We start from the raw sequence: 20,623 nt of genomic DNA, 5'->3' as shown, positions 1-20,623 counted from the left end.
CCGGCCTTCAGCAGGTCCAGGACTTTGCGACGGAACTCGGGGGGATAGCTCCTCGGCATGCTGACCTCTCTCGGGGTTCAGGCATGCCAGTCAACCAAAGGGACTCCACGAAAGGCGGTGAACATCAGAGCGACCATGAAACCCGGCGACGTTCGTACGATCGGCATCCTCGGTGCCGGCAAGGTCGGCACCGTCCTGGCCCGCCTCGCCGCCGCGGCCGGCTACCGCGTCCTGATAGCGGGCTCCGGGGAGGCCGCACGGATCTCCCTCATCGTCGAGGTCGTCACGCCCGGGGCGGTCGCGGTGACGGCGGTGCAGGCCGCGTCCGAGGCGGATGTCGTGGTGCTGGCCCTGCCACTTGGTAAGCATCGCAACGTCCCCGCCGAGGCGCTGCGGGGCAAGCTGGTGCTCGACGCGATGAACTACTGGTGGGAGGTGGACGGGGTGCGGGACGACCTCACCGACCCGCGTACGTCCTCCAGCGAGATCGTCCAGGCGTTCCTGCCTCACGCCCGGGTCGTCAAAGCCTTCAACCACATGGGCTACCACGACCTGGAAGAGAGCACCCGTCCCGCCGGCGCTCCCGGCCGCCGCGCGATCGCCATCGCCGGCGACGATCCGGACGATGTCGAGGTCGTCGCCTCGATCGTGGACGCGCTCGGCTTCGACCCGGTTATCGTCGGCCCGCTCGCCGAGGGCGTCCGCATGGAGCCGGGGACGGAGCCGTTCGGCGCGAACGTCGACGCGGCCGAACTGCGCGCCCTGCTTGACCGTTTCCCCGAGTCGCAGCGCGGCGGCGAGGTGCTCCGCGCGCGCGGCGGGGTGACGTCGTCGCCCCATCCGACGCCCTGATCGGCGCGGTGGGCGCGGAGGAGACCGACCTGCCCGTTGAGACCATCGCCACCCGCGTCGGCCTCTCCTCGGCGGTCAGCCTGCGCCGCCGCTTCCACACCGCCCTGCGCACCACCCCGGCCGCCTGCCGCCGCGAAATCACCCACCTGCCTACTACTCGTGCCGCCTGCGGCAGCCCTGCCGGAAGCGGCGAGGTCCCATCACGCGACGGCGGTCCCCTCAAGCTCGACCATCAGATCGGGGATCGCCAGCCGTGTCACCCCGAGCATCGTGGTGGGCGGTGCCACCCCGGCGGCGCCCAACCGCGACGCCAGCACGCCGTAGTGCTCGAAGAGCCGATCGACGTCGGTGGTGTAGACGTTGAGCCGGACGAGGTTCGCAAGGGACATGCCGGCCTCGCCGAGCACGGCCTCCAGGTTGTCGAGGCTCAGCGCCAACTGCGCCGCCATGTCACCGGCATGCCGGGGCTTGCCGTCGCCGCCCATCGCGGTCTGCCCGGCGCAGTACAGGGTCCGGGTGTGCCCGGAGACGATCTCACCCTGGTTGTACCCCAGCTCCACCGACCACGTCCACGGGTTGACCGCCGTTCGCTCCATGCCACATCAGCTCCATTCGATTCGTCGACATCACGTACGTCGATCGGCTTTGGCCGCGTTCATGAGCCTCCCAACGAATCACGACATCCTGTGTCGTGTATTTCGGTAAAGTCCTCGTATGCGCGCCGACCGTTTGGTCTCGCTGGTGCTGCTGCTGCGGCAGCACGGTCGGCTGTCCGCGGCCGCGCTGGCCCGCGAGCTGGAGGTATCCACCCGCACCGTGCTGCGCGACATCGAGGCGCTGTCCGCAGCCGGCGTCCCGGTCTACGCCGAACGCGGGCGGCACGGCGGGTTCGCGTTGCTGCCCGGTTTCCGGACCGAGCTCACCGGACTGAACCACGACGAGGCCCTTGCCCTGCTGGTCGCCGGATCGCGGCGCGGCGCGCAGGCGTTCGGCCTCGGCTCGGCGCTCGCTTCGGCGATGCTCAAGGTGGTTGACGCGCTACCCGAAAGCTATCGGGACACCGCGGCCGGCGCGGCCGAGCGATTGCTCATCGACCCGGAGACCGACCTTCTCTCGCGTCGGCTGGTCGCTGAGGAGGTCCCCGACGCCATAGTGGCCGAGGTCCTGCGCGCCGTGTTCGCCGGACACAAGCTGCAAATCCGCTACGCGCCTGTGGACCAGACCCCGGAGTGGCGCACGGTGGACCCGATCGGCCTGGTCACCGTACGCGACCGGGGCTACTTGCTGGCCACGAAGTCTGGCGCCGACCGCACCTACCGGCTGTCCCGGATCTTGGCCGCCAAGCAACTCGCCGAACCCGCCCAGCGACCGGACCGGGTCGATCTCGGCCGGGCCTGGCAGGAACGCAGCACGCGGTTTCGGACCGGCGGCGACCAAGTCGCCGTGCTGGTACGGGTGGACCCGGCGCGGCGGGAGGACCTGGTGAGCACCGCGCTGGCCGTCCGCGCCGAGGAATCCGACCCAGACGGCTGGCTGCGGCTTGAGGTGACCTTCCAAGATCAGAGACACGCCGAATGGGCGCTGTGGCAGCTCACCACGAACGCGGAAGCCCTGGCCCCGCAGTGGTTGCGCAACTCCCTGCGCAACCGCGCCGCCGCGATCGCCACCCGCTACGCAGCCTCATCCTGAGTGTCGTCGCCTTCTATGGGCTGCCGCCGACGCGCTTCCTCAGAACGAGGTTAGGCTTACCTAAGCAGTCTGATGAAGGGAACCACCTATGGCGACGACCGAACCGGCACGGCGCGCACCCCGGGCGACCACCGGCGTGGTGGAGCGCACCGAGCGGCTGACCCCGCACATGATCCGGGTGGTGCTCGGCGGTGAGGGGCTCGCCGGTTTCGAGGCGGGCGAGTTCACCGACCACTACGTGAAGCTGCTGTTCCCGCTGCCGGGTGCAGCCTATCCGGAGCCGTTCGACATGGCGGTGATCCGGGCCGAGTTGCCCCGCGATCAGTGGCCGAAGACCCGGACCTACACCGTCCGGGCCTGGGACCCGGAGGCGCGGGAGCTGACCATCGACTTCGTCTACCACGGGGACGAGGGACTGGCCGGGCCCTGGGCGCTGCGGGCCCGGCCGGGCGACGTGATCCACTTCCTGGGCCCCGGCGGGGCGTACGCGCCGAGCGCGGAGGCGGACTGGCACCTGCTGGCCGGGGACGAGAGTGCGCTCCCGGCGATCGGCGCCGCACTTGAGCGGCTCCCCGCAGGGACGCCCGCCCGGGTGTTCGTGGAGGTGGAGGGCCCGGAGGAGGAGCAGAAGCTGCAGACGGAGGGCGATGCGGAGATCGTGTGGCTGCACCGCCGCGGCGCGCAGGTGGGCGAGGCGCTGGTGCGGGCGGTGCGGGAGCTGGAGTTCCCCGAGGGCGTCGTGCACGCCTTCGTCCACGGCGAGGCGAACTTCGTCAAGGAACTGCGGCGATACCTGCGGGTGGAGCGCGGCCTGCCGCTGGAGTGGTTGTCGATTTCCGGCTACTGGCGGCGGGGCCGTGACGAGGACGGCTGGCAGTCCTCCAAGCGGGAGTGGAACCGCGGCATCGAGGAAGAGGAGTCCGCCGCCCTCGGCGGCTGACAACGGCCACGCGGCCCGCGTCTTCGCGCAAGCGCCCGAAGGGCGACAGAGGGCAACCGGCGTCAGCGGGAAACCGATGCCCGGAAGATCGGCTCTCTCATGGAGAGCCGGTGTCGCGGTCCAGGCGGCGCAGCGCGAAGGCGAGCTGAAGGCGCAGCCGCCCCTGGGGTCGCGCACGGTCCACCCGAGGAGAGGCTCGGCGTGCGCGAGCCGGTCCTGCAGCGTCGATGCACGGTCAGCCGCGCCGCGACGGCGTGCGGACGTCGGGGTGGGGCGCGGCGCCGGGCTGTTTTAGATCCGCGTTACGCGCTCGCGGCTATGGTGACGCCCGACGATGTCTCGGGGAGCGGTCTCGGGAGTGCCCATGTCACAGCGAAAGGTGAAGCGCATGCGCGCCGCCATGCGGCGCGAGGAAGCCATGCGGCGCGAGGAGCGTAGGCGGCTGAGGCGCAGGGTCACGTACGCCACCGCCGCGGTCGTGGCGGTGGTGGCCGTCGGGACCGGGGTGCTGGTCTTCATCTCCGCCGGAGCGCCGGACACGGCGACGCCCGTCGCGAACGCCTCGCCGCATCCGTCCGCCTCGGCCGCGAAAGCAGCCACGGGGTCGGCCACGGGGTCGGCGGCGAACTCGGCCACGCCGTCGTCGCCAGCGGCGCCCGCGTCGCCGTCAGCCGGTGCGTCACGTGAGGCGACGGCATCCGGCCGATGACGCGGCCCGGAGCACCGAGCCCGGCACGGTGACCGGGCGGGGGTTCACCGCGCCCGGGCAGGGACGCACCGCGCCAGCCTCCTCCTGCCCGCCCGTGGACGTGCGCCGCGCCGGCCTTGCCCCCTCCGCGCGTGGACGGGCGACCCGGCCTACCCGACGACGCCGGAGACGCTGGGCGGCCAGATGCCGACGTTCAGGAGCCGGTGCGCGTAGAAGTAGGCCACGAGCTGACTGCGGTTGCTGCACGCGAACTGGACGAGCAGCTTGCTGATGCGCTCCGCCACGGTGTACCGGCTGAGGTGCATCTCGCGGGCGATCCTCGTCGTCGTGTAGCCCCTGGCCAGCATGACGATCAGCCACCTGTCGCGATCATTTATCAGGCCGTCGGAAACAAGGTCCATGTGCAGTCCCGGGTCGGATCGCCGTTCGACTGAAGGGAGCCTGGTAGGGGTCCCTTTTGCGCGACCCTAGAAAGGGGCGCTTAACGATCGGTATGGCTTGACCATGGCCCCGGTTATGGTCCTCCCGGCCACGCCGGTAGCCCACGTTTGTGGGGTTGTGTTACCTGCTCGTCCCCGGCTCATACTCGACCTGCGACACGTTCCGGTCAGGCCTGGGGACGAGCGGAGAGCCGCTCACTTCGCTCGGGAGCAGACCGACAGCGGGAGGGCGAAGTGAAGGGCAGGCTGTGTTGAGAGATGTCGTGACGGCCGTGGGGCTCACCAAACGCTATCGAGGCAGCGAGAGACCGGCCGTGGACGACGTCTCCTTCGAGATCGCCGAGGGGGAGACCGTCGGACTCCTGGGCCCCAACGGCGCCGGCAAGACGACACTGATCAAGATGATCTGCGGAGTCACCACCCCCACCTCCGGTGAGATCCGGGTCTTCGACGCCGATCCGGTGCGCCAGCCCGTCCTCGCGAAGAGCGGCATCGGGGCGATGCACCAGACCGGTCCGTTCGACATGATGCTGCCGGCGCTCGACAACCTGCGGATCGCCGCCCGGTTCCGCGGGCTGCGGTGGCGCGACGTGCGGCCGTGGGCGTTGGAGGTGGCGGACTTCCTCGGCCTCACCGGTGCGATGCAGCGCCTGGTCTTCCAGATGTCGGGCGGCCAGCGGCAGCGGTTGCAACTGGTGCGGGCGCTGCTCACCATCCCGCAGCTGCTCATCCTCGACGAGCCCTCCGCTGGCCTGGACGTCGCGGGGCGGCGCCAGGTCGAGCGCTTCGTGACCTGGCTGCGCGAGGAGCACGGTGTGACCGTGCTGTGGACCAGCCACCACATCGACGAACTGGAGCGCAACAGCCAACGCGTCCTCGTCATCGACCGCGGGAAGGTGCTGCGCTTCGCCAAGCCGCGCGAACTCGTGGAGGAGTTCGGCAGCACCCACCTGCTGGTGACCGTCGAGGACCCCGCCTCTGGCGGTCTCGTGGCCGCCTGGGCGGAGTCCGCGGGGCTGCGGGCCAAGGCCGAGGACGACGAGGTGCGCATCGACGACGCGAACGCGCGCGACGTGCTGCCGGAGCTGTCCCGATACTGCCAGGACCACGCGATCGCGATCACCGGAGTGTCGACCGCCGTGGACTCTCTTGAGGAGGTCTTCCTCCGGATGACCGGGAACGAGGGGTGACGATGGCCGCCGGGCTGCACTTCCACACCGCGCCCCCCGCCCGGACCGCGAGGGCGGCGGACCTGTCCGCGGTGCTCTACCGGGAGTACGCGCTACTCGCCCGCAACCGGGTCTACCTCATCCTCGGCCTGACGCCGATGCTGGTGTACCTGCTGCTGGTGAACACCTCGCTGAGCAACCTCGTCAGGGTCGTCGACTACAAGGGCGTCAGCGTGGGGTTCGCGGTCTTCCTGCTCCCCATGACGCTGGCGATGTCGGTCGTCAGCGCGGCGGGCACGTCCGCGATGGCCGTGTTCCAGGAGGAGATGAGCGGGGTGGCCACGCAGTTGTGGTCGTACCCCATGCGCAGGTCGCGCTTCCTGCTCGGCAAGATGATCGCCGGAGGCGCTGACGGGGATCACCCACTACGAGGCGCTCAAATGGCGGTCGAGGCGTGAGTACGCGCCCGGCAGGTGGATGACCGACCTCGACGTAGTGAACGCGGGGCGGCTGTTCGGCGACGACTACCCCCGCCTGCACGAGGAGGCGCTGACCGGCCTGCTGACGGACTTCGCCGCAGCTCAAGGCCTCGGCCTGGAGGCGTACGCCCGTGCCGGGCTCGGGGTCGCCGAGCCCGCCGCCCCGCCGCCCGTCCTCGCGTCGTGGCTCACGGAAACGGAGCTCGCCGCCCTGCCGGTCGCCGAGCAGCTCCGGCTGGTCATGGTGCGGGTCTGGCCGATCTGGCAGTCGGAAGACTGGAGACCGGTCGTCCTGGAACGGGTCAGGGAGTCGGGCCACTGGCACGAGTGGTCCGAGATCGTCGCCCGCGCCGACGAGGTGGCGGAGCGGACCCGCGGCAGGCTCGCCGTCCCGCCGCCGGAGATCTGCGCGAAGATCTTCCTGCGCCACTGGCACCGCAAGGGGACCTTGGCGGAGGTGGAGTTGGCCCGGCGGGGCTTCACCGGCATGCAGGAGCTGGGACACACCGTCAGGAGGTTCTTCGCCTTAGACGTCCAGAACGCGCGTGCCGCCGAGCGGCGAGCCGACGAGTGAGCGGAGCGGTGGGCCGAGGGACGAGGCCGCCCGCGTAGCGAATGAGGAGGGGAGCGCGACCATGAGCCGAGCGGCGAGCCGACGAGTGAGCGGAGCGGTGGGCCGAGGGACGAGGCCGCCCGCGTAGCGAATGAGGAGGGGAGCGCGACCATGAGCACGGGAGCCGCTGACGTCGGCCGGGTGCGCCCCGGCGGACGGCCGTGTCCAGAACCGTCGGCGCGCCCCGCGAGGAGAGGGTCATGACCGCGACCACGCTCGAGCAGCCGTTCGACCCGGCGGCCGCGCGGCATCGTCCGAACCCCCACCCGCTGTTCCACCGCATGCGCGAGCACGCGCCGGTCTACCGGTACGTGAGCCCGGCGAGCGGCCGGGTGCTGTGGTACCTGACGCGGTACGCCGACGTGCAGCGCGCGCTGCTCGACCCGGACGTCGGGCGTCAGCTCGACCGGCTGCCCCCCGATCTCGCCGCGCCGCACCGCCGGGCGGAGAGCCGCGACCCGCTGGCCATGCTGCGGCGCAACGTGTTCCATCTCGACCCGCCCGACCACACCCGCATACGCCGGCTGATGGCGCCGGCCTTCGGCACCCGTACGGTGGCCGTGCTGGAGCGGCACGTCCACCGGGTCGCGGGCGAACTGGCGGACGGCATGGCGGCCGCCGGAGGCGGGGCCGACCTTATCCGGGACCTGGCGCTGCCGCTGCCGATCCTGGTCGTCGCCGAGCTGCTCGGCCTGCCCTTCGAGGACCGCGCCCGGCTGCGCGCGTGGAGCGACGAGATCGTGGGCAGCGGGGATCCGTTCCGGGTGCGCCGCGCCGGCATGGAGTTCATGGCGTACGCCAACGAGAGGATCGACGAGCGGCGGGCGCACCCGGGGGAGGACCTGCTGTCCCGGCTCGCCGAGGCGGAGCGGGCGGGTGGGATCAGCCGCGTCGAACTGATCTCCAGCGTGTTCCAGCTGCTGCTCGCCGGGGACGAGACGACGGTCAACCTGATCGGGAACGGCGTGCTGGAGCTGCTGCGGCACCCACGCGAGCTGGAGCGGCTGCGCGCCCGCCCGGAGCTGATCGGCTCGATGGTCGAGGAGGCGCTGCGCTACAACGGCCCGGTCGGGCACTCCCGGCCGCTGTACGCCCTCGCCGACGTCGAGATCGGCGGGACCGTGATCCCCCGCGGGGACATCGTGGTGCCGGTGCTGCTGGCGGCCAACCGCGACCCGGCGGTCTTTCCCCGGCCGGACGTCTTCGACATCGGCCGCAGCCCGAACCGCCACCTGGGCTTCGGTCACGGCGTCCACTTCTGCCTCGGCGCGGCGCTGGCGCGGCTGCAGGCCGCGGCCGCGATCGGCGCGCTGGTGCGCCGCTTCCCCGGGATCGTCCTGGCGGTCGATCCCGCCGGCCTCGAGTGGACGCCCGACCTGTTCCTGCACGGGGTGCGCCGCCTCCCCCTGCGGCTGCGTGCTCGCCAGACACCTGTCAGACGCCGAAAGGAGCCGGCCCATGAGTGACCGATCGCGAGGCCTCGCGGGGTACGCGAACCTGTCCCGGATGGCCTTCGGCTACGCGTCCTCGCAGATCCTCTACGCGGCCGTCCGGCTCGGCGTGCCGGATCTGCTGGCGCAGGGGGACGTACCGGTGACGCGGCTCGCCGAGGCGACCGAATCGGACCCGCACGCGCTGGGCCGGCTGCTGCGCGCGCTGGTGGTGCTGGGCGTGGCGGAGGAGGGGGAGCCCGGGTGGTTCGGGCTGACGGAGCAGGGACAGCCGCTGCGCGCCGACCACCCGTGGTCGATGCGCTCCAGCCTCCTGCTGCTCGGCGCCCCCGACACCTGGCGGGCGTGGGGGGCGCTGACCCACAGCGTCCGGACCGGTGAGGCGGCGTGGGACCACGTGCACGGCAGGCCGCTGTTCGACCACCTCGCCCGCCACCCGGAGCTGTCGGCGGTGTTCAACAGGGCGATGCGCGAGGGCACAGAACAGATCGCGCCCGCGCTCCCCAGGGCGTACGACTTCACCGGCGCCCACACCGTGGTCGACGTGGGCGGCGGGAACGGCTCGCTGCTGGCCGCGGTGCTGGCCGCGACCCCGGGCATCAAGGGAATCCTGTTCGACACCGCCGAGGGGGTCGCGGGCGCCGCCGAGGAGCTCCGGCGGGCGGGGCTGTCCGACCGGTGCTCCATCGAGGCCGGCGACTTCTTCGAGGCGGTGCCCGCGGGCGACGTCATGCTGGTGAAGGGCGTCCTGCACGACTGGGACGACCGGCGCTGCATCGCTCTTCTGCGCAGTTGCCGCAGGTCGATAGCGGCGGACGGCCGCCTGCTCGTGCTGGAGCCGGTCATGCCGTCCGGCCTCGGCACGCCGGAGGCGGCGGGGGCCGTCATGAGCGACATCGCCATGCTCGTCTACACCGGCGGCCGGGAACGCGGCATGACCGAGTTCCGGGACCTGTTCGCCGCGGCCGGCTTCGATCTGGCCGAGGTCACGCCCCCGCTGGGGGGCTCGGAGATCCGGGCCCTCGTCGCGAAGCCGGCCTGAGCGCCGCCCCCGGACCGCGCTGTGAACCCGTGAGGCGGGCACGGCTTTAAGCGGGTGCGGAGTTCAGCGGGTGCGGGCTTTCAGCGGGTGCGGACTCAGCTGGTCGCGGCGGCGAACCGCGAGCGCCGCCACGCGGCCAGGGCCGGGTACTGCCCGATCGCCTCCTCGCCGGTGAGAAGGGGCTCCGGCCGCCCGGTCAGCACCCGGGCGATCTCCGACCTGTCCGTCGCGGTGTCGCCGGAGATCAACGTCTGGACGCCGAAGAAGTCGGCGGCGAGCCGCGGGCTGCTCAGCTTCGCCTGGGCCAGGCGGGTGCGGATCTCGCGTTCGAACGCGTTGGGCTCCCGTCGCGGCGCACCGTCGAAGCCGGCCCGCTCTGTGACCCGCTCCCCGGCCCGCTCTGTCACCCGCTCTCCGTCCTGCTCGATCGCCATCCGCCAGGACCGCTCCGCCTCCGCCGCGAGGGCGGCCTGGAGCCCGGCGAACAGGGACGGCCCGAGCCCGTGCCGTGCCAGCTCCTCGCGCAGCCTGAGCGCGCCGAGCGCGGCGACCGACATCCCGTGCGAGTGGACGGGATTCACCGCGACGGCGGCGTCGCCGACGACGGCGAAACCGGCGGGCAGGCGCGCCCGCTCGAAGAACCGCCTCCTGTTGACGGTGTCGCGGTACGGCCGGACGACGCCGAGGGGGGTGGCCTCCGCCATGAGGTCCGCCACGATGGGGTGGCGCAGTGAGCGCGCGAAGGCCGTGAAGCCCTGCTCGTCCGTCGGCGGCTCGCCGCCCCGGGTGCCGGTCAGCGTGACGATCCACCGGCCGTCCTCGACGGGGAACAACGTCGCCCCCCGCGCCGGTTGCCCCTTCGCCGTCCCCGGGTGCAGCATGATCGCCGGGATCGCGGTGGCCAGGTCGCCGGGCGCCTGGTAGAGGCGCGTCGCGTAGGCCAGCCCGGTGGCGACCGACACCTCCTCGACGTCCCCGGCACCGATCTGGGCGAACCACCGGGGCGACTGCGACCGGCGTCCCGTCGCGTCGAGGACGAGGTCCGCGCGTACGGTCTCGGGCGGGGCGCCCTGCCGGCTGACCGAGACGCCGGTGATCCGGGCCTCGTCTCCGGTGAGCCCGAGCGCCCGCGTGTCCTCCCAGACCTCGACGTCGCCGCCGCCGAGCGCCCGCCGCCGCACCACCTGGTCCAGCAGCCCACGGGTGCAGGAGATCAGGTGGGCGTCGGTGTGGAGACGGCGGAACCAGCCGTCGGCGGAGTAGATGAGGGCGTCGCCGGGCAGGCCCCGCAGGTGGGCGCCGTTCGCGAGCAGGGCGTCGACCGTTCCGGGCAGCAACGCGTCCAGCGCCCGCGCGCCGCCGGCCACGAGCACGTGACTGTGGTGCGACTGGGGCAGCCCCCGCCGCGGGCGCGGAGCGGACGGGTAGCGGTCGCCTTCGACCAGGACCACCTCGTCCGCGTGCCCGGCGAGCACGGCGGCGGCGAGCACGCCCGCGAGGCCACCGCCGAGGACGACCGCCCTGCTCATCGGGCGAGGCCAGGCGGACGCGCGACCGGCGGACACGGCGCCGGCGGATGCGGTGCCGGCGGACGCGTCACGACAGCGACTCTTCCTTGACCGCGGGCTCCTCGGCCGGGATCTCCTCGATGAGGCCCTGCTCGATCATCGCGCCGATGAACTCCTCGACATCGGCCACGATGCGCCTGCTCATCGCGGAGTTGCTGCCGGCGAACTCGCGGGACAGCTTGAACATGACCGGCTCCCGTTCGCCGTCGCTCGCCACCAGCCTCCATATCCGGGAGCCGGTGTCGTTCAGGCTGTGGAAGTTGCCCGTCTCGGTGTTGTAGAGCGAGACGCCCTCCCCGGTCTCCTGCCAGATTACGGCCTCACTGATCCGCAGTGACACATCGACCTCCTCTATACCGGCGTGATGGGAAGCAACTCGCCGACCCTGACGGTGCCGCGCGAGGGGGGAACATAGGTCTTCCAGTCGTCGAAGACGGGATGGACGTCGCCGTTGACGACCAGGCGGGGTGTCGTCATCTCGCGCTCGTCGGCGGCGAGCTCCAAGCGGCTGACACCGGCCTCCATCCACAGCTGCGTGGCGATGCCGTGCCGCAGGATGCGGCACTGGTGGCGGCTGTTTCGCCGCAGGTCCCCGGACTCCGCCATGTGCGCGGCCCGGCATCCGCCGCCGCAGGACGCCTTGATGTAGCACTTCGCGCAGTCGGCGTGGTAGTCGCCGCCGAGCACGGTGCTGGTGCGCATCCCGCGCAGGAGCGGCCCGGCGAAGATCTCCGACAGCGGCTGCCGCCGTACGTTGCCCGCGTGGTGCGACCGTCCGGTGACGAGCTTGCACGGATACACGTCGCCCAGCGAGTTGATGTAGATCTCGTTGCCGCCCATCCCGCAGTTGGCCTTCACCGAGCACGGCGTGATCGGCCGCGGGCCGTCCGGCAACAGCTTGCCTGCGGCCGGAGACGTCCAGGTGATCTGCTGGATCCGCATGTGGTCTTCCCAGCCGAAGTCGTACTCGTCGGTCTCGCCCCGGCCCAGGTCGTTGTGGTACATCAGCCGGATGCTGTGGACCTCGAGCCCCTCGGCGAACCTCGCGAAGTCCTCCAGCTCGTCCACGTTGTCGGAGGTGACGATGTGGTTGATCCGCGGCACCACACCGGCGTCGTTGAGCAGCCGCAGCGCGCGGTAGGTCCGGGCGAAGGAGCCGGCGCCGCGGGTGCGGTCGTGGGTCTCGGCCGTTCCGCCGTCGACGCTCACCGTGACCATGCCGAACAGCTCGGCGAAGCGCTCGGCCTGCGCGGGCGTCCTGATCATCGTGGCGTTGGTGACGATGTTCGACGTCAGTCCGCTGTCGTTGGCGTACTCCACGATGCGGAACAGGTCCTTGCGGAGCATGGGCTCGCCGCCGGTGAAGATCATGGTCTTCGCCCCGATGGCGGCGACCTGGGAGACCAGGCCGAGCGACTCGGCGGTGGTGAGCTCCCCGGGCAGGCACTTCTCCGAGGAGGCGTAGCAGTACGGGCAGCGGAGGTTGCAGCCGTCGGTGATCGCGTAATACACCTGGCGGAGCGCCGGCTCCTTGATGCTGAGCTTCGGGCGGTTCCCGTTGTAGTAGACGATGCAGTTCAGGATGAGCTTGGCGAGGGTCCGCTCGGTCTCGCCGGTCTCGTCGGTCTCGCCGAGGGGGGCCGGCTCCCCGCCCGCCCGGGGGCGGGCCAGTGCCGCCAGGACGGCGAACTCACGCGCGTCGAGGACGATCCGGCCGCCCACCTGCGGGTTGAGGACCAGGTACTTCCCGTCGTGCACGAAGTAGGTCAGGTCTGCCGGTACGTCGATCAACGAGCGGTTCCGGGCGAGTTTCCCAGGCATCATTCCCCTTTACGCTCAGCCGCAGGTGCGGCCCCAGACTCTGTGGGTGACGCGCGGCCGGAGCCGCACCCGCGAAACCGTCCTGACTAGTCCGCCCCGGACCCGGAGCCCGACCAGGCTCCGCACAGGCACTTGCCCTCGACCGGCACGGTGTGGGCCTCCACCTCGGGCCGGGACCACTCGCCGCCGGCGCCGGCGTGCGCCAGCACACCGGGCAGCGCGGTGGGGAGCTTGTCCTTGAGCGAGATGAGCAGGGCGACTTCCTCCCGGGTCAAGGTGGCGAACGCCTCCTCGACTTCGGCGGCCAGCGGGCTGTTCAGGATGCCGGCTTCACGCAGAGCTTCCCTCGGATCGAAGGCCATGCCTTCACCTCTCTGTCTGACGGGAATGCGGTGTATGTCGAGTATGTGCTGGTGAGAAGTGGGTGAGACAACCCCACAAACGTGGGCTAGCCGCAATGGGCGGCGAGGTCGTCAGGCCGCGGGGACGCCGTCCCCCAGAACACGGGCCAGCACGGTGTCCGGATCCTCGGCGCGGCCGCCGCGCCACGCGACGTGCTGGTCGGGCCGCACCAGCACCAGGGCGGCGCCGTACCGCTCTTCCAGCCCCGGCAGCGTGGACAGGTCGAGCACATCGAGCGGCGCCGACCGCCGGGCCGCGGCGTCCGCCAGCGGGCGGCGTAGCTGCCGAGCAGCGACTCCGGCGCCCAGCCCCCCAGCACGGCGGCGAGCTTCCAGCCGATGTTCACCGCGTCCCCGACGCAGGTGTTGAAGCCGTGCCCGCCCCACGGCGGGTTGAGATGGGCGGCGTCGCCGACCAGGAAGACCCGCCGGCCCCGGTAGCGGTCGGCCAGCAGCATGCGCGCCGACCACGGGTCGGTCGCCAGCACCTCGACGTCGATGTCGGCGCCCGCGAGGCCCCGCAACAGCCGAGCGGGGTCGGCCGGCTCGGCGGCCTGGTCCACGCCCTGGATGATCGCCCACCAGGTGCCGTCGAGGTCCAGGCGGCCCATCAGCCCGCCGCGCTCGGCGCCGATCACCCAGTAGTGCACGCCGTCCGCGCACAACGGCCCATCCCGTAGCGCCCGGCTGCGGAAGCGCCGGAGGACCTCTCATACATGGCCCCGATCGCGGTGCGGCTGACACCGCCGCCCCCGTCACAGCCGAGCAGCTAGCGGGCGGTGACGCGCCGGGTCTCCCCGCCGGGGCCCTCGATCACGGCCCGGACCTCGTCGTCGCCGTCGGTGATCTCGGCGACCCGCCATCCGGTGAGCAGCCGTACGGCCGGCAGCTCGGCGGCGGCCTCGCGCAGCACCCGCTCGACCAGCGGCTGGGGCGCCTGCTGCCCCGCCTCGGCGTACTCCTCGCGGCGGGACGTCGTCAGGCCGAACGCCTCACGGAAGCGGGTGATCTCATGCCCGAACAGGCCGGTGCAGAAGACGACGTCCTGCGCGTGCGCGACCGGCAGCGGGCAGGCGGCGCGAAGGCGGGCGGCGAGGCCCCAGCGGCGCAGGTGCTCCATCGTGCGGACGCTGGTGGTCTTCGCGCGCGGGCGCAGCGTGTCCAGCGTGGCCCGGGGCTCGACGACGAGCACCTCGACGCCGCGCCGCCCGAGTTCGACGGCGGCGGCCAGGCCGCTCGGCCCGCCGCCCGCGACGAGGACGGGGACGTTCACGGCCGCTGGTCGGGGCCGACGATGGGCGTGCGCAGCACGCCGAGCCGGTCGATCTCCACCTCGACCACGTCGCCCGGCCGCAGGAAGCGCGGCGGCTTGCGCACATAGCCCACGCCCTCGGGCGTGCCGGTGGCGAGCACGTCGCCCGGTTCGAGGGTGAACGTGCGGCTGATCCGCGACAGCAGCTCGCCGACGTTGAAGATCATGTCGCGCGTGTTGCCGTCCTGGACGGTCTCTCCGTTGACCCGGGTGCGTACGCGCAGCCCGTCGGCCAGGTCGCCGACCTCGTCGGCGGTGACCAGCGGGCCCATGGGCCCGCTGCGGTCGGCGTTCTTGCCCAGCGTCCACTGCCCGGTGAGCTTCTGCGCGGTGCGGGCGGTGAGGTCGTTGAAGGCGGCGTAGCCGAGCACGGCCGCCGCGGCACTCGCCTGGTCGGCGTCGGTCAGCCGCCGCCCCACGACGGCGGCGACCTCGCCCTCCCAGTCCAGTCCGGGCTCGCCGGCCGGCACCGGGGCGGGCGTCCCGCCCGCCGTGAGGGACGCGACCCAGCGGCCGAAGACGGTCGGATGCTCGGGCGGGGTGAAGCCGCCCTCGGCCGCGTGCGCCCGGTAGTTGAGCCCGACGCACACCACCCGGGCCGACGGCGGCACCGGCGGGGCGAGGTCGACGTGCGAGACCGGGAGCAGCCCGGTGTCCGTACGGCGGGCCTGCGGCAGCCAGTGATCGAGGTCGGCGTAGAAGTCGCCGACCTCGGCGATCGGGGTGACCCGGTCGCCGATCTGGACGGCGACGTCAACCCGCCGTCTCTCGCGAATCCCGACGAGCCTCACCGGGTCACCTCCAGCGGAACGAGCCGCACGTCGAACACGAAATCGGCGAACGGGCCGTCCAGCCCGTAGGACTCGCCCTCCCGGCGCATGACGGGCGTCACGATCAGTTCCTCCTTGACGGCGAACGCGGCGTCGGAATCCAGGTATTCGTCACCGGCGACGAAGACGTGCGTGGTCACCGGCCTGTGTCCCGGAGCCTCCACGCGATAGTGGATGTGGGCCGGGCGCATCGGGTGACGGCCGAGCGCGCGCAGCAGCCCGCCGACCGGGCCGTCGGTGGGCACCGGGTAGCTGGAGGGGACGACGCTGCGGAACCAGTACGCGCCGTCGGCCCCGGTGGTGAACAGGCCGCGCAGGTTGCCGGGCGGCTGGGCCAGGTCCTGGCTGTCGTAGTGCCCGGCGTCGTCGGCCTGCCAGATGTCGACGGTGGCGCCCCCGATCGGCGTGCCGCCGGTGTCGGTGACCCGCCCGCGCACCACCATGACCTGCCCCGGGCGGCGCTCGGGGCCCTCGGCGATCCACGCGCCGTTCTCGCGCGGGGGAGCGGGGGCGTGGAAGGGTCCCTCAACGGAGGACGGCGTCGCCTCGGCCGGGCCGGCGTGGTTGACCTCGTCGACCGCGGAGGTGAGGCCGAGCATGTCCGACAGCAGGATGAACTCGTTGCGCCGGTCGGTGCAGGTGTGCCCGGTGCGCACGAGGAAGCCGATCCCGGTCAGCCACTCGTCCTCGGTCGGCCGGGCCTCGCGGACGAACGCGTGCAGGTGCCGGACCAGCGAGGTCGTCAGCTCGCGCAGCCGCGGGTCGCTTCCGCCGATCCGGCCGAGCACGGCGGACAGCAGGGCGTCGAGACGGTCCTCCCGGACGCGGTCTTCATCGGTCATGCGGATCTCCTGTCGTCGGGAAGAAGGAGGGCTCCGGATCGCTCAGGCGTGGAGCCGTTCCCTGAGGAACGCGATCGTGCGGTCGAGCGCGTCGCGGGCCCTCTCCGGGGCGCCCTGCCACATGTGGTCCGCGCCGTCGTAGACGTGCAGGTCCACCTCGGCGCCGGTCCCGCGCAACTCCTCGCACAGCCGCTCGCTCTGCGCGCAGGCGATCATCCGGTCGGCCCGGCCGTGCAGCAGCAGGAACGGCGGTGCGCCGGGGGAGACGTGGGTGACCGTGGTCGGTGGGCGTGCCCATCTGCTGGAAGAACCGCTCGAAGCCGCCGGTCGCCACGCCGAGCACGCGGGCCTGCTCCTCGACCTGGTAGGCGTGCGCCAGCCCGGCCGGGACGAAGCCGAAGTCGCCGGGGGCCAGCAGCCGCGACGTCTTCGTCCCTTCGCGGTCCTGGACGTGGACGCGCACCTTGCCCTCCACCACGTAGAAGGTCTCGTGGGTGTCCTGATGGGTGTGTGCCGGGATGAGCCGGCCCTTCGGCGCGTCCATCGTGAAGATCCCGAGCTGGCCGTCGGTCTCGTCGCCGCTGAGCAGCACGGTGAACAGGTCGGTGAACAGCATCGCGTGCTCGCCCTCGCCGCGCCTGAGGAAGAACGCCTCGGGGGCGCCCGGCAGGATTCCCTTCCACCGCGGGCCGCTCTCGGGGTCGGCCAGATATTCGAAGCTCATCGCGTCTCCAACTCGGCGTGGGCGGACTGGCCGATGATGCGCCACCCCGGCCGCCGGTCGCCAGGCGCCTGCCATTGAGCGGCAGGCCTTCTCACCACGGCGTACCACCGGTCTGCCCTCAGCAGACATATCGACAGGTCGCGGGACTGCGGCGGATACAACTGCGCCATGAGTGTTTCACCGAGCACGAGTTACCGGGATCGGCTGAACGAGAAGCTGTTCCAGCAACGGACCCTGTTGCTGACCGGAGAGGTCGACGACGAGATGGCCGAGCGGGTGTGCGCCGAGATGGTGTTGCTGGCATCGGCGGATTCCGAACGCGACATCATCCTGTACATCAATTCGCCGGGAGGGTCGGTGCTGGCCGGGCTGGCGATCTACGACACGATGAAGCTGGTGCCGAACGACGTGGTCACCGTCGCGCTGGGGATGGCGGCGAGCATGGGCCAGGTGCTGCTGGCGTCCGGCACACACGGTAAGCGGATCAGCCTCGCGCACAGCCGGATCATGATGCACCAGCCGTCGGCCGGCATCGGCGGCACGGCGATCGACATCTCGATCCAGGCCGAGAACCTCAAGTACATGAAGCGGCAGTCCGAGGAGATCCTCGCCGCGGAAACGGGACGCACGATCGAGGAGATCGCCGCCGACAGCGACCGGGACCGCTGGTTCACCCCGGAGCAGGCCCGCGACTACGGGATGATCGACACGATCGTCGACTCCTTCCACAGCATCGCGCCGTACGCCGTTCCCAACCGGATGGGGTTCTCGTCATGAGCCAGTACACGATCCCGTACGTGGTCGAGAAGACCCCGGTGGGGGAGCGGTCGTTCGACATCTTCAGCCGGCTGCTCAACGAGCGCATCATCTTCCTCGGAACGGAGATCGACGACGGCGTCGCCAACGTCGTGATGGCACAGTTGCTGCACCTGGAGGCGGAGAGCCCGGACCAGGAGATCAACCTGTACATCAACTCCCCGGGCGGCTCGTCGACCGCGATGCTCGCGATCTACGACACCATGCAGTTCATCCGCGCGAAGGTCGCGACGTACTGCATGGGCCAGGCGGCCTCCGCCGCCGCGGTGCTGTTCGCCGCCGGCGCCCCCGGACGGCGGTTCATGCTCGGGCACTCCCGCGTGCTGCTGCACCAGCCGTCCACGCAGGGGCAGGGCACGATCTCCGACCTGACCCTGCAGGCGGCCGAGGTGATGCGCGTACGCGCGCAGACCGAGGAGATCCTCAGCCTCCACACCGGGGTGGACGTCGCCCGGCTGCGCGAGGACACCGCGAGGGACCGCGTCTTCGGCGCTCGCGAGGCCGTCGAGTACGGCCTGGCCGACGAGCTGATCATCACCCGCGAGCCGTCGTAGCGCTCACGCCGCCAGCAGCTGCACCCGTGGCGTACCGGCCGACCCGGGCGTCGCGATCCGCCGCGACGCCGTGATCCGCCGGACGGCACGGGTGAGCAGATGCTCGATCGGCAACCCGAGGGCGTCGCACACCGAACGCAGCATCTCCGACGACGGCTCTTTGCGGCCGCGCTCGACCTCCGACAGATACTGCTTCGACATGCCCACCGCACGCGCCACGTCGTCGAGCGTGCGGTCCTGGTCCAGCCGCTCGTCGCGGAGGATCTCCCCGTACACCCTGCGTAGCAACGGGTCCGGGCCGTCGGGAATCGCCGGGCCGCGCTCCTTGCCGGCCCGGCGCGTCCGGATGTCGATGACCACTGATCGGCCCGAGGCTGCCATGCCTGGCAGTCTGGCACGTCCGGACCCCGAGCGGACCGTCTGTTCGCGGACAGGTGAGCGGGCCGACCAAGCGGGGTGAACAGGGCGCAGGCGAGATCAGGAACCGGAGGTGCGGTGACGGACGTCAGGACCCGCCGAGACCCCGGGTGATCGAGCGAGCCGCCGTCCGTACGGCAGGCCCGAGCAGCCGCGGTTCGGCGTGCTCCTCCGGCACGACCACGGACAACGCGGCCGCGATCCGGCCCCCGGCGGCGAAGATGGGCGCCGCCACGGTGACCAGCGGCTCGGGAGCGTGGCGACGGACCGTGGCCAGCCCCTCCCGCCGCACCTCGGCCAGCGTCCGCCGCAACTCGGCGGGGGAGACCGCGGTCCGCTCCGGCTCGTGCACGAGCTGCCGGTGCCGGGTGTCGAAGGCGGCCAGGGGCGACAGCGCCCGATCGACCACCGGATCGCCGTGCGGCGGCCGGCTGCCCCTGACCCGGTGCGCGGGCGCCCCCGGGCCGTTCATGGGCGGGCGTGCTCTCTCGTCGGACTCATCGGAAGTCTCCGCGCTCGTCTTGCCTGCCGGCACTGTACCCCGGCGTCAGGGGGTGAGCCGGTGACCGCCCAGTGAGATCGGCGACTCGGGCATGGGGGCGAAGAAGTCGAAGTTGGGCGGCGGGCCGACCCTCCGCTCCAGCGTCTTCACGACGTGCCTGGCGTCGTCGTTGGGGCCCGCGAGGTAGAAGGGCCTGCCGTCCTTGCCGAAGGTGATGGCCGCCTTCTCCTCCCACGTGCCGAGGTGTCCGGCCGCCCCGGCGAAGTCCGCCGCCGGCTCGAAGCCGAGGTCACGGGCGTAGTCGACCGCGCCGAAGACGAGGTGCCGCACCAGGTCGAGCGGCGCCTCCCGCCAGCCGTACGGGTAGATCCTGAACCACTTGGGGAGGAAGCGGTGCAGCTCCACCTCGCTCATCACGTCGGGGCCGAGGGCGTGCTTGACGCCAAGGCAGTAGACGTCGACGAGGTAGGCGCAGACCGACAGCTTGTCCCAGCCGTGCTTGCGCGCCACCACCACGCTCACCGTGCCTGCGGTCTCCTGACCGTCCGGGACGTCGTCCGCCCAGCCGCTCGTGTCCGGGACGCCCAGTCCCTCGCCCCAGCCGGCGTTGATCCAGCACCCCGAGAGTTCGGGCTCGGCGGCCTGCCCGCCCGTCTGCTCGGCCACCGCCCTGACGTACGGTGCGACCGCCGCCGGCGCCATGCCCAGGGCGCGGGCGATCTGCTTGGGAGAGCGGCCCTGTCCGCGGAGCTCGCGGACCTTCTCCAAGATCGAGCTGTCCATAGGGTCCGAAGCCTACCGGTCATCCCTGGCGTGCCGGGGCCTGCCATCCGACCGGCACCATAGGGTGCGAGGCAGCGTGGACTGGAGGAAAATGGACGACCGGCGGTTGGTGCGGGTCTCGAAGTACCTGGCTAAGCATCTGCGGCACCAGCCCGAGCGCATCGGCATCGAACTCGACGCGCACGGCTGGGTGGACATCGACGCCCTGCTGACGGCGGCGGCCTCGCACGGGTTTCCGATCTCGCGTGCCGAACTGGAGCAGGTGGTCGCCGACAACGACAAGCGGCGATACGTGATCGAGGGCGATCGGATCCGGGCCAGCCAGGGGCACTCGGTGCCCGTCGACCTCGACCTGCCGGTGGTCGAGCCGCCCCCGATCCTCTATCACGGCACGGTCGCCCGGAACGTTGAGGCGATTCGCGCAGAGGGGCTGCGGTCGATGGCACGCCATCACGTCCACCTGTCGCCCGACCGGGAGACCGCGACCCGCGTCGGCGCGCGCAGAGGGAAGCCGGTCGTGCTCGTGGTGGACGCGGCGGCGATGCACGCCGCCGGGCGTCACTTCCGGGTGAGCGCCAACGGCGTCTGGCTGGTGGACCACGTCCCGCCGCACTTCATCCGCTGGAGAAGCGACCGATAGACGGCTGCCCCAGACCGCAAAGACGGCCT

At 71.8% G+C, this 20,623-nt stretch carries 26 protein-coding genes and 2 pseudogenes; 11 read left to right on the top strand and 17 right to left on the bottom strand.

The features are described 5' to 3' along the window. Nucleotides 1-135: 135 nt before the first annotated feature. Entirely contained in the window at nucleotides 136-852 is a 717-nt protein-coding gene (locus tag QSK36_RS33280; RefSeq protein ID WP_285785119.1) for an NADPH-dependent F420 reductase, read from the top strand. A gap of 200 nt (nucleotides 853-1,052) precedes the next feature. On the opposite strand, the gene QSK36_RS33275 is transcribed toward QSK36_RS33280, so the two are convergent. Beyond that, a complete protein-coding gene (locus QSK36_RS33275; protein WP_285785118.1) occupies nucleotides 1,053-1,448 on the bottom strand; it encodes a RidA family protein in 396 nt (131 codons plus the stop codon). 118 nt (nucleotides 1,449-1,566) lie between these two features. On the opposite strand from QSK36_RS33275, the gene QSK36_RS33270 reads away from it, so the two are divergent. Both QSK36_RS33270 and QSK36_RS33265 read left to right on the top strand, forming a co-directional pair. Continuing rightward, nucleotides 1,567-2,541: a helix-turn-helix transcriptional regulator gene (locus tag QSK36_RS33270; protein ID WP_285785117.1), complete on the top strand. Its 975-nt coding sequence runs from the start codon at nucleotides 1,567-1,569 to the stop codon at nucleotides 2,539-2,541. 88 nt (nucleotides 2,542-2,629) lie between these two features. Continuing rightward, nucleotides 2,630-3,481, top strand: coding sequence for a siderophore-interacting protein (locus QSK36_RS33265; RefSeq protein WP_285785116.1), 852 nt, complete (start codon nucleotides 2,630-2,632; stop codon nucleotides 3,479-3,481). 291 nt (nucleotides 3,482-3,772) lie between these two features. On the opposite strand, the gene QSK36_RS33260 is transcribed toward QSK36_RS33265, so the two are convergent. Further along, complete coding sequence (locus QSK36_RS33260; RefSeq protein WP_183532856.1) at nucleotides 3,773-4,117, bottom strand: hypothetical protein; 345 nt, start codon at nucleotides 4,115-4,117, stop codon at nucleotides 3,773-3,775. Nucleotides 4,118-4,339: 222 nt separating this feature from the next. After that, on the bottom strand, nucleotides 4,340-4,591 hold the full coding sequence (locus tag QSK36_RS33255) for a LuxR C-terminal-related transcriptional regulator (RefSeq protein WP_139577711.1): 252 nt from the start codon (nucleotides 4,589-4,591) through the stop codon (nucleotides 4,340-4,342). A 311-nt stretch (nucleotides 4,592-4,902) separates the two neighbouring features. On the opposite strand from QSK36_RS33255, the gene QSK36_RS33250 reads away from it, so the two are divergent. The 5 genes from QSK36_RS33250 to QSK36_RS33230 all read left to right on the top strand — a co-directional run bounded on the left by QSK36_RS33250 (nucleotide 4,903) and on the right by QSK36_RS33230 (nucleotide 9,384). Beyond that, complete coding sequence (locus tag QSK36_RS33250) at nucleotides 4,903-5,820, top strand: ABC transporter ATP-binding protein (RefSeq protein ID WP_221263145.1); 918 nt, start codon at nucleotides 4,903-4,905, stop codon at nucleotides 5,818-5,820. A 2-nt stretch (nucleotides 5,821-5,822) separates the two neighbouring features. Next, nucleotides 5,823-6,257: a hypothetical protein gene (locus tag QSK36_RS33245; RefSeq protein ID WP_285785115.1), complete on the top strand. Its 435-nt coding sequence runs from the start codon at nucleotides 5,823-5,825 to the stop codon at nucleotides 6,255-6,257. A gap of 19 nt (nucleotides 6,258-6,276) precedes the next feature. Beyond that, on the top strand, nucleotides 6,277-6,852 hold the full coding sequence (locus QSK36_RS33240; protein WP_285785114.1) for a hypothetical protein: 576 nt from the start codon (nucleotides 6,277-6,279) through the stop codon (nucleotides 6,850-6,852). A 239-nt stretch (nucleotides 6,853-7,091) separates the two neighbouring features. Then, a complete protein-coding gene (locus QSK36_RS33235; protein WP_285785113.1) occupies nucleotides 7,092-8,357 on the top strand; it encodes a cytochrome P450 in 1,266 nt (421 codons plus the stop codon). Further along, complete coding sequence (locus QSK36_RS33230) at nucleotides 8,350-9,384, top strand: methyltransferase (RefSeq protein ID WP_285785112.1); 1,035 nt, start codon at nucleotides 8,350-8,352, stop codon at nucleotides 9,382-9,384. The genes QSK36_RS33235 and QSK36_RS33230 overlap by 8 nt, the downstream gene beginning before the upstream one ends. 95 nt (nucleotides 9,385-9,479) lie before the next feature. Here the strand turns inward: QSK36_RS33230 and QSK36_RS33225 are convergent, their stop codons facing one another. The 11 genes and pseudogenes from QSK36_RS33225 to QSK36_RS43590 form a co-directional block, all read right to left on the bottom strand. Next, nucleotides 9,480-10,913, bottom strand: coding sequence for an NAD(P)/FAD-dependent oxidoreductase (locus QSK36_RS33225; RefSeq protein ID WP_285785111.1), 1,434 nt, complete (start codon nucleotides 10,911-10,913; stop codon nucleotides 9,480-9,482). Between the two features lie 67 nt (nucleotides 10,914-10,980). Continuing rightward, nucleotides 10,981-11,292 (bottom strand): PqqD family protein, encoded by a 312-nt coding sequence (locus QSK36_RS33220; RefSeq protein WP_285785110.1) that lies wholly within the window; start codon nucleotides 11,290-11,292, stop codon nucleotides 10,981-10,983. Between the two features lie 11 nt (nucleotides 11,293-11,303). Continuing rightward, nucleotides 11,304-12,773, bottom strand: coding sequence for a StsB family radical SAM/SPASM domain sactipeptide maturase (gene stsB / locus QSK36_RS33215; protein WP_352241331.1), 1,470 nt, complete (start codon nucleotides 12,771-12,773; stop codon nucleotides 11,304-11,306). A gap of 86 nt (nucleotides 12,774-12,859) precedes the next feature. Further along, a complete protein-coding gene (locus tag QSK36_RS33210) occupies nucleotides 12,860-13,135 on the bottom strand; it encodes a StsA-related sactipeptide RiPP (RefSeq protein ID WP_183532843.1) in 276 nt (91 codons plus the stop codon). Nucleotides 13,136-13,246: 111 nt separating this feature from the next. Next, nucleotides 13,247-13,405 (bottom strand): aromatic-ring hydroxylase C-terminal domain-containing protein, encoded by a 159-nt coding sequence (locus QSK36_RS43605; protein ID WP_352241341.1) that lies wholly within the window; start codon nucleotides 13,403-13,405, stop codon nucleotides 13,247-13,249. Nucleotides 13,406-13,503: 98 nt separating this feature from the next. After that, a pseudogene (locus tag QSK36_RS43600) lies at nucleotides 13,504-13,785 on the bottom strand (FAD-dependent monooxygenase); the annotation flags it as partial. Nucleotides 13,786-13,943: 158 nt separating this feature from the next. Next, nucleotides 13,944-14,447 carry an FAD-dependent monooxygenase gene (locus QSK36_RS33200; protein WP_285785107.1) on the bottom strand — a complete coding sequence of 168 codons (504 nt, stop codon included), beginning with the start codon at nucleotides 14,445-14,447 and terminating at the stop codon, nucleotides 13,944-13,946. After that, entirely contained in the window at nucleotides 14,444-15,277 is an 834-nt protein-coding gene (locus QSK36_RS33195; RefSeq protein WP_285785106.1) for a fumarylacetoacetate hydrolase family protein, read from the bottom strand. Before QSK36_RS33195 ends, QSK36_RS33200 begins: the two co-directional genes overlap by 4 nt. Next, nucleotides 15,274-16,158 carry a dioxygenase family protein gene (locus QSK36_RS33190; RefSeq protein WP_285785105.1) on the bottom strand — a complete coding sequence of 295 codons (885 nt, stop codon included), beginning with the start codon at nucleotides 16,156-16,158 and terminating at the stop codon, nucleotides 15,274-15,276. The genes QSK36_RS33195 and QSK36_RS33190 overlap by 4 nt, the downstream gene beginning before the upstream one ends. Before the next feature lie 42 nt (nucleotides 16,159-16,200). Next, complete coding sequence (locus QSK36_RS43595; protein ID WP_352241339.1) at nucleotides 16,201-16,662, bottom strand: alpha/beta hydrolase; 462 nt, start codon at nucleotides 16,660-16,662, stop codon at nucleotides 16,201-16,203. Next, a pseudogene (locus QSK36_RS43590) lies at nucleotides 16,559-16,774 on the bottom strand (cupin domain-containing protein); the annotation flags it as partial. The pseudogene QSK36_RS43590 and the gene QSK36_RS43595, both read right to left, overlap by 104 nt. Nucleotides 16,775-17,050: 276 nt before the next feature. Between QSK36_RS43590 and QSK36_RS33175 the strand changes: the two are divergent. Together QSK36_RS33175 and QSK36_RS33170 are read left to right on the top strand one after the other, a co-directional pair. Further along, nucleotides 17,051-17,659: a ClpP family protease gene (locus QSK36_RS33175; RefSeq protein ID WP_183532840.1), complete on the top strand. Its 609-nt coding sequence runs from the start codon at nucleotides 17,051-17,053 to the stop codon at nucleotides 17,657-17,659. Continuing rightward, nucleotides 17,656-18,252, top strand: coding sequence for a ClpP family protease (locus QSK36_RS33170; RefSeq protein WP_183532839.1), 597 nt, complete (start codon nucleotides 17,656-17,658; stop codon nucleotides 18,250-18,252). The genes QSK36_RS33175 and QSK36_RS33170 overlap by 4 nt, the downstream gene beginning before the upstream one ends. Nucleotides 18,253-18,255: 3 nt before the next feature. Here QSK36_RS33170 and QSK36_RS33165 read toward each other — a convergent pair whose 3' ends face one another. The 3 genes from QSK36_RS33165 to QSK36_RS33155 all read right to left on the bottom strand — a co-directional run bounded on the left by QSK36_RS33165 (nucleotide 18,256) and on the right by QSK36_RS33155 (nucleotide 19,954). Continuing rightward, nucleotides 18,256-18,633: a helix-turn-helix domain-containing protein gene (locus QSK36_RS33165; protein WP_139577728.1), complete on the bottom strand. Its 378-nt coding sequence runs from the start codon at nucleotides 18,631-18,633 to the stop codon at nucleotides 18,256-18,258. A 124-nt stretch (nucleotides 18,634-18,757) separates the two neighbouring features. Next, a complete protein-coding gene (locus tag QSK36_RS33160; RefSeq protein WP_285785103.1) occupies nucleotides 18,758-19,141 on the bottom strand; it encodes an IclR family transcriptional regulator domain-containing protein in 384 nt (127 codons plus the stop codon). Nucleotides 19,142-19,216: 75 nt separating this feature from the next. Continuing rightward, the gene (locus tag QSK36_RS33155) at nucleotides 19,217-19,954 is read right to left on the bottom strand and encodes a helix-turn-helix domain-containing protein (RefSeq protein WP_285785102.1); all 738 of its coding nucleotides are present in this window, start codon (nucleotides 19,952-19,954) and stop codon (nucleotides 19,217-19,219) included. Between the two features lie 91 nt (nucleotides 19,955-20,045). Between QSK36_RS33155 and QSK36_RS33150 the strand changes: the two genes are divergently transcribed. Continuing rightward, complete coding sequence (locus tag QSK36_RS33150; protein WP_183533691.1) at nucleotides 20,046-20,594, top strand: RNA 2'-phosphotransferase; 549 nt, start codon at nucleotides 20,046-20,048, stop codon at nucleotides 20,592-20,594. Nucleotides 20,595-20,623 lie beyond the last annotated feature (29 nt).

The organism is Microbispora sp. NBRC 16548, from assembly GCF_030268985.1.
GTDB classification, from domain to species: Bacteria; Actinomycetota; Actinomycetes; order Streptosporangiales; family Streptosporangiaceae; genus Microbispora; species Microbispora catharanthi.
Note: the sequence above shows the minus strand (reverse complement) of the source record. Positions and strands in the feature narration are given on the sequence as shown.